The 7,889-nt window shown below is 34.0% G+C and carries 8 protein-coding genes; 6 read left to right on the forward strand and 2 right to left on the reverse strand.

The genetic code is table 11. The annotated features are described in order from the left end of the window. Positions 1–568: 568 nt before the first annotated feature. Positions 569–1,900 carry a TrkH family potassium uptake protein gene (locus ACP6PM_RS11405; protein WP_426584677.1) on the reverse strand — a complete coding sequence of 444 codons (1,332 nt, stop codon included), beginning with the start codon at positions 1,898–1,900 and terminating at the stop codon, positions 569–571. A 545-nt stretch (positions 1,901–2,445) separates the two neighbouring features. On the opposite strand from ACP6PM_RS11405, the gene ACP6PM_RS11410 reads away from it, so the two are divergent. The 5 genes from ACP6PM_RS11410 to ACP6PM_RS11430 all read left to right on the forward strand — a co-directional run bounded on the left by ACP6PM_RS11410 (position 2,446) and on the right by ACP6PM_RS11430 (position 6,421). Further along, positions 2,446–3,312, forward strand: a complete 867-nt coding sequence (locus tag ACP6PM_RS11410; RefSeq protein WP_426584679.1) for a methyltransferase domain-containing protein — start codon at positions 2,446–2,448, stop codon at positions 3,310–3,312. Positions 3,313–3,689: 377 nt separating this feature from the next. After that, positions 3,690–3,887, forward strand: coding sequence for a hypothetical protein (locus tag ACP6PM_RS11415; protein WP_426584681.1), 198 nt, complete (start codon positions 3,690–3,692; stop codon positions 3,885–3,887). A gap of 555 nt (positions 3,888–4,442) precedes the next feature. Then, positions 4,443–4,916: a Tic20 family protein gene (locus ACP6PM_RS11420; RefSeq protein ID WP_426584683.1), complete on the forward strand. Its 474-nt coding sequence runs from the start codon at positions 4,443–4,445 to the stop codon at positions 4,914–4,916. 117 nt (positions 4,917–5,033) lie between these two features. Then, positions 5,034–5,387, forward strand: coding sequence for a 30S ribosomal protein S6 (rpsF, locus tag ACP6PM_RS11425; RefSeq protein WP_426584685.1), 354 nt, complete (start codon positions 5,034–5,036; stop codon positions 5,385–5,387). A gap of 476 nt (positions 5,388–5,863) precedes the next feature. After that, entirely contained in the window at positions 5,864–6,421 is a 558-nt protein-coding gene (locus tag ACP6PM_RS11430) for an Npun_F5560 family protein (protein ID WP_426584687.1), read from the forward strand. A gap of 186 nt (positions 6,422–6,607) precedes the next feature. Here ACP6PM_RS11430 and ACP6PM_RS11435 read toward each other — a convergent pair whose 3' ends face one another. Further along, entirely contained in the window at positions 6,608–6,955 is a 348-nt protein-coding gene (locus ACP6PM_RS11435; RefSeq protein ID WP_426584688.1) for an STAS domain-containing protein, read from the reverse strand. A gap of 721 nt (positions 6,956–7,676) precedes the next feature. Here ACP6PM_RS11435 and ACP6PM_RS11440 point away from each other — a divergent pair. Then, positions 7,677–7,889: hypothetical protein (locus ACP6PM_RS11440; protein ID WP_426584690.1), on the forward strand; the 213-nt coding region annotated here is incomplete at its 3' end.

Here is a 7,889-nt window from a genome sequence, read left to right on the forward strand (position 1 = left end):
GATAATGGATAATGGATAATGGATAATGGATAATGGATAATGGATAATGGATAATGGATAATTACTTCTGGTTAAAACTTTAACGGAATTGAATATAAGGAAATATTATTTCTTTTCGATTGGATATGGCATTTAGCGCTCCGCACAACCCGCGTTAATGCAGGAGCGACATGAAAAGCGGAGGGATCTGCATTCTTCGGGAAACCTCGCCATTCCTAGACCGCTTTTTCCCCTTGAAAGGGGAGGCTTTTAACCAAGGTATTTAATTAATCATTATTAATTATTCGTTAAAAAATGGTAGATAAAGTCAGATAAATTGTTGAATTCCTGTTTCTTATACCCTGTTCCTTGTTGCCTCTCAACAATCATTTTCTATTTAATTTTACCGAATAATTAAGGTTTAAAGCCTATCCTTTAAAGGAGAAAGGAGAAACAAGAAAAAATTTTCATGATTAGTCAATCCTCTTCTTTTCAAGGAGAGGTAATTGTTAATAATTAATAATTAATTATTAATTATTAATTATTAATTGTTGAACTACCTACTTAGCAAGATTTTTTCAAACTAATATTATACAAATAAATTTTCTTCTGGATATTCAACTGCACTAGGCTTTTGTTCAGCAAAAACAGTTGAAACCAACAATAATACACCTACTCTACCTATATACATTGTTGCAATTAAAACTAATTGTCCGGGAATTGTAAAATTAGAGGTAACACCTGTAGATAAACCCACCGTAGCAAAAGCAGATACAACCTCAAAGAAAATTTGAGTTAATTCTAATTGTTGGTCAGTAAATACAATTACAGTAGTAGCAACAGCCACCAATAGAGTTGATGCAAAGACTATACCAATAGCTTTAATAATAACTATCATCGGAATTTTGCGTTGATAACATAATACTTCATCTCTACCTTCTAGAGCTGCTTTTGTACTATTAAATAATATTCTAAAAGTTGTAGTTTTAATCCCTCCTCCAGTGCTACCCGGACTAGCGCCAATAAACATTAAAGCAAGGGTGATAAATACACCAGCATCAGTCAAATTGCCAATATCAATAGTGTTAAAACCAGCAGTTCTAGTAGTAACAGATTGAAACCAAGCAGCAATTAATTTTTCCCCTAGGTCTAAATTTTCTAGAGTATTAGGATTATTAAATTCGGCAATAAAAAAAGCAATCAAACCAACTATTAATAGAAAAATAGTAGTATTAGTAACTACTTTAAAATGTAGAGAAAAAGTGTGACAGACTTGTTTTCCTTGCCAACGTTTTTTCAGCCATAAAAACATTTCCATAATAACTTGATATCCCAATCCACCAAATATAATCAAACCAGTAATTACAAAATTTAGCAACGGAGAATTGACATATTGAACAAACCCATCTGAATACAAACTAAAACCAGCATTATTAAAAGCATTAACACTATGAAAAATAGAATGCCAAAAACCTTCTTGAAAGCCATAAATTGGCACAAAAACTAACAATAGTAACAAAATACCGGTCAACTCAAACACAATTGTTGTCCCTAAAATTGACTTAATTAAACCCTCCACACCTGCTAATCCCACCTGTTCCAAAGATTGCTGAAGAGCGACTTTTTGTTTCAGACTAAATTTACGGCCTAGCAACAACAAAAGAATAGTTGTAGCAGTCATATAACCAAAAGCTCCAATTTGAACCAATAATAACAGGAAAAACTGCCCCCAAAATGAATAATATTCTCCCACATTCACGACTGAAAGTCCAGTCACACAAACAGCAGAAGTTGCTGTGAATAAAGCAGTTACAGGATGACTCCAATTCCCATTACTCATCGAGATAGGTAGCATTAGTAATATAGTTCCAATAGTAATAACAACAATAAAACCTTGGCAAATCGTCCGAGCTACAGTCATTGCAATTTTTTAGTATGTATGTTTATATTTTTAGTTAGTTGTTTAAGGAAAAATAACTAATACCAATTGAGACTCGAAAATTACACAAATAATTATCTAAAATTAGAATTCATTACACTTTCAGCTCAAACAAAATAACTTTGAATTTTTGAGATTTGTACTCAAAGATATAATAAGTCTAATAAAATCAACATGACTTATGCAGGCGAAGCCAGAAATCCTGTTTTTTCGTAGATGTCTATTGTTCAAATGTTCAAACCAAGAATTTCTCGTATAATTTGGGTTTCTTTGCGTAATACCATTTCTGTATCAAGCTACAATTAAATACCTCGCTCTTAAGGGTAAGATTTAAATAAACAGGAGCGACCTGCGCCAGCACAATAAGATTTGATAGACAATTATTAAGGAAATTGTTACAAAGAAATGGTATAAGTCCAACTCATAAATTTAGAACCTTAATTAATCTATAATTATGACCATGAAATTAAGTTATCAAGCCTCTGACTTAAGCCGGAGGTACTGATAACTGATAACTGATAACTGAAATGACCTCAACTCTAATCGAACAAATTCAACAATTCTATGATGCTTCCTCCAGTCTGTGGGAAGAAGCATGGGGCGAACATATGCACCACGGCTACTATGGACCAGATGGTAAACAGAAAAAAAACAGGCGACAAGCTCAAATAGATATGATTGAGGAACTACTTCACTGGGGAGCAGCAAATGAATCATCAAGTTTGTGGCCTCCTACCTCGATCCTTGATGTAGGTTGTGGCATTGGTGGTAGTACACTGTACTTAGCCGAAAAGTTTAATGCTACTGCTACGGGTATCACCCTTTCTCCTGTGCAGGCCAAAAGAGCTAAGGAACGGTCTGAGTCGGCGAACTTAAGTCAACAGACTAATTTCATAGTGGCTGATGCCTTAGATATGCCCTTTGCTGATGAATCTTATGACTTGGTTTGGTCTCTCGAAAGTGGAGAACATATGCCTAATAAACAGAAATTTTTGCAAGAATGCCATCGAGTGCTAAAGCCTGGTGGTACAATAATTATGGCTACTTGGTGTCATCGTTCAGTAGATAGCTCTGATGGAGAACTGACTGATGATGAACGGAGGCACTTAGCTGATATTTATCGGGTTTATGCTTTGCCTTATGTTATTTCTTTGCCCGAGTATGAAGCGATCGCCCAAAATATAGGTTTTCAAGATATCTGTACTGCTGACTGGTCAACTGCTGCTGCTCCTTTCTGGGATGTAGTGATTGAATCAGCTTTTGACCCTAAAGTTCTTGTGAGTTTGCTCTTCAGTGGTTGGACAACAATTGAAGCTGCTCTTTCCCTAGGTTTAATGAGCCGTGGATATGAACGAGGGTTAATTAAATTTGGTCTGTTGTGCGGGAATAAATAGGGTTTGCTGAAAAAAGCAGAGTGTGGGGAGTGTGGGGAGAGGGGGGGAGTAGTGGAAATAATTATACCTGTATCTTTCTGTGCTTGTCTGCTCAAAGTCCTAAATTTTTGGTCACTCAAGCTGAAAAATTTGCACTTTTTTTCGCTATACAAAGGCACTTACCTTTATATGTCAGTGCTTTTATATTTAATCAGCAAACCCTAAATAATTAACTATCAGAAATTTATTTTCACTTAGTAGAAATTAATACAAATTTTCCTAAATTTTAACTATAGGATATTGTATAAATGTTAAATTCTGTAGCAATTTGCTTATTTATACTATAATCTTAGCTTAAAATATAGACACCAGAATGGGATATCCCTGGAGGTGTAATTATGTTAGTTATTTTAATGGAAAATCAGCTTGTTGAGCCTCAACGAGTTTGTCAAGGTTGTTTATTAGCTAATCAAAGTGGTCAACCCCGTTGGAAAGGTGGTCAACTACGTTGTGGTCATCCAGTTCCTAAATTAGCAGATACTCAACCAGATCAGTATGAGTGTGAAATGGGTTTTCGTATTGCCAGTATAGAATAATTAGTTTTGATTTGATTAATTAAAATTTGGAGTTTTTTCAGAGTGGCAAATATCATTCTCATAGCTCGGCACTTATCTAAATTACTAATAATTTAGGTCTAAAGCCTTATGCTTTTAAGCAAACTTTTGCTATTCAATAGAAAGTCCCAACAAAAAGACCAAACCTTTGAGTTAGAATCCCCATTAGGGGAATATAAATAAAGATTTTAAGGCTAATTAGTGAGCTAATGTCTGCCAGTTGCTAATACTGGGAGAAACCAAGCTAGGAAAATTAACAAAGTACCACTATTCAATCAAAAGATTAAAGATTATTGATCGATAGTATGGTTGGGAATCCTAAAATTGAGGCTAACCACCTGAACGACTTAGGAAAGCTCTGTCTCTGGCCAACTGTTGCTAGAGCAGAGGTAGTTAAGCACTCTGAAAGAATCAGTAATCTCTATACTAGATACTAAAGTCTCGGAGAATCCATTGACTTGAGGGATTCTAATATGTTAATGCGCTATCCTGAATTTATATGTGTTTATATCTGACTAAATTCAGGAGTATTTTACGATGACTTGGCGCGGTTCCACAACGGTTCAAGACCGAATTTTTGCTTGTTTACCCTACCTATTACCTTTACTAGATGGATTAGTATATGGAAGATACTTATTTCAACAGTTTCCTCCTCTACAACTAATTTTAATTCCTCTTGCACCTTTGTTACAGATTTACCGAGGTATACCTTTCCTTGGCTTAATAGTTTTCTTTGCTCTGTTTTTACTGGTAGTGAGAAATAATAATATATCTCATTTTATTCGTTTTAATACGATGCAGGCAATTTTGTTGGACATTGTTTTAATTTTGTGTGGTCTGATTCTATCAATACTAGGGGGGACTTTAGGAGGATTTATTCTGGAAACTCTTTCTAATATGATATTCCTGGGAATTTTAGCTTCATTTATTTATACAGTAGTTCAGTCAGCAATGGGGCGTTACGCAGAAATACCCACTATTTCTGATGCTGTTTATATGCAAGTCCGCTAAAGATTTTTGAGACTAGCACTAGGATGTTTAGCCAAAATTTTGTATGATAGAAGATCCTTGCTTCTTCTAATTCTAAGTTTTAGCAGAAGCCATGTAGTCCAAAAGGAGATTATTTCTATGAGACCATTCATTTACGAAACAATGTATATCCTGCGTCCCGATCTAACTGAAGAACAAGTAGAGCAGGCAATTACAAAATATAAGGATATGTTGCAGGAACAGGGAGCTTACGATCTAGAAATTCAACATCGTGGTAAACGTCGTTTAGCTTATGAGATAAACGATCATCGTGAAGGTACATATATTCAGATGAACTATCAAGGTCCCCCTACTCAAATAGCAGTGTTGGAAAGGGCAATGCGTTTAAGTGAAGAAGTTATTCGTTACTTAACAATTAAACAGGAAGTACCCAAAATTACCAAAACAGACGATCAAAATCCATCAGAACCAGTAGTAGCGTCAGTAGAATAGTAATATTTTAAAGGTTTAAGAGTTTTTGCTTAACTCAAAAATCTAGGGCAAACCCATATTATTTTGAAGTGCTGACTAGGCTTAAATGTGATGTTTTGAGTATGTATACTGATCGGATACTATTAAGCTTAATTCCAAAGACTTCCAGAATTTTAGATTTGTTTGCCCAGCTCAAAAATCAAAGTAACATTGGGAATTAGGGGAAAGTTCTCCCCACTTCCCATAATTTATAATTATATTAGGGACTTCCAAATAAAAAATTATCCCATTAGCTATGAAAATAACGGAGTAGGGAGTAGGGAGTAGGGAAGAAATTGAAAGAGTAAGGGAGTAGGGAGTAACCAGTCAGGAGATACTACAAAAATAGAGTACAAAAATTGGGATAATTTATTTTCTGCTATTCCCTTAGTAATTAGAAACTATAGAATTTAAAAATACTATCAAGGAACTACTGAATAATTAGGAGTAAAACTACAGTGAATCAGATGCAAAAGTTAAATTCGCAACAACTTCAAGTTGAAGTTTCTCGTCTTAACGAAGAATTACAAATGCGAGACCAATTAATTCAACAATTGTCTCAAGAACTTTTTCGCTTAGTTAAGGGAAATACAGGTATTGTACCAACATCTACTGTTCCTGAACGTTACCAGTCTCAAATGCAAAGTTTAAAGGAACAGCTAAACGAAGTTGAACAACAAGTGACTTTTTATCAAGAACAAATTTCTGAACGAGATGCAGAAATATATAATTTGCGTCATTCTGTCCAAGAATTAACAGACCGCTCCCAAATGTTAGAACAAGTAGTACAAGAACTACCAGAAGTCTATCGTCAAAAATTTTCCGAGCGACTTGCAGAAGTCCTCGACAAAGTTGAAATGTTGCAGAAGGAAAACCGTCAACTTCATGCAGAGCTACAAAGTGTTAGTTATCGTCTAGCAGTTAGAAACCGTCGAGCTAATGGTCTTGACTTACCTGCTTTTGGCTCTGGTCAATCTGCTTCTTCTGTGGAAATGCCCACATTTGGCAATGCTTGAATTTTAGCAAATATGCTTTGAGATTAATACCAATTTCTCTATCAGCATAAGTATAAACTTCAGCTTTGAAAATAGTATTTTGATAATTGTGAATTTTTAGGAAATACTTAATTAATTATAACCCAGAAAATCAGCTCAATTGCTATTAAAATTAGCATCTGAGCCGATTATCTAATAAATCATTAACTAAGCTGTTGCTAATTTTAAATCAGAGTCCGAAAAAATTTCATCAAGATTATTGAAAATTTGAAAAACTCTATCTAATTGAGTAATCTCAAAAGTCATTTTAACTGTAGGATTAAGGTTACAGATCGCTAAACGATAACCATGCTCACGAGCTGTTTTTAAACCAATAACTAATGCACTCAAACCAGAACTATCTATAAACTCTACATTTGCCATATCAATAATCCAAAGATTGCATTGTTTTCTTAGAAGAGATATAAATTGCTGCTTCATAGCATTTGCTCCGACCAAGTCTAAGCGGTGGTGCGGAATTAAAATAATATATTTTTTGATATCAACAGTTTTCATAGGTATCACCATTAATTAAAAAGAAGAAGTTTAGTTTTTTCAGTTGACTCTAAAAAAATGGGTGGCATGGAAAATTATTTCTATACCCTAATTATCAAACATCCAAAAATTTTGATTCTATTCCGGAAATTATACTAAATTTAGAGGAATAGATTTCCTAATATTTTGTGAAAATGAGAATTAAAACCATAAAATTTAAACTCGATAGAGTTTGGCATTTATTATATAAATGAAAATTTTTTATACTACACAATTAATGCTTATTGTCTAGTATAAAAACTTAAGGATGGAGTATTTCTTTCTTATATAATGTTTCTTAGGATAGTGAGAAACACTTGTAATCTTTTTTGTCTTTTACCTGTTACCTAATGACAGCTTGATAAATTTTTGCTATAAACTATAAATGAGTTGGATTTTTTAGCTAGAGTCACAAGTCAAGAGTCAGGAGTGAAAATAATATAGTTTAAATATCATTTATTAGCGTGAATATTCCCTTTTGATCAAATATCCATCTGACGCAAAATCTTTTAATTACCATTATTATTCGTCACATTCTTTTTTGAAATTGCTATCAAACCTAGAATTTTGTACCTAACCAGTATGGGAATTGCTATATAGAACCCATTTAGTATCTTTGCCAAGATTTTAGAGGTTTTCATCAAGCTAGACTACAGAAATAAAATCAGTATGCTTAATTTTTTATAAATTACAAACCGGATAGTTGTGGTCTATTTTTAATGAAAAACTCTATAAATTTTTTCGTAGAAATCAGGAGGTAATTAGAGGCAACACAGGAAAAAGCTTGAAAAATATTTCCCATCTCCCTTATCTGTTTCCCAATATTCAAGATGATTTAAGTAACAAAGAAGTTCCCTCAATCTTGACATACTCCCGACGCTCCCCTACGGGAGAGCGCGGGATTCTTCAGTCAGAA

Source organism: Dapis brunnea BLCC-M229 (assembly GCF_050015995.1).
Classification (GTDB): domain Bacteria; phylum Cyanobacteriota; class Cyanobacteriia; order Cyanobacteriales; family Microcoleaceae; genus Trichodesmium.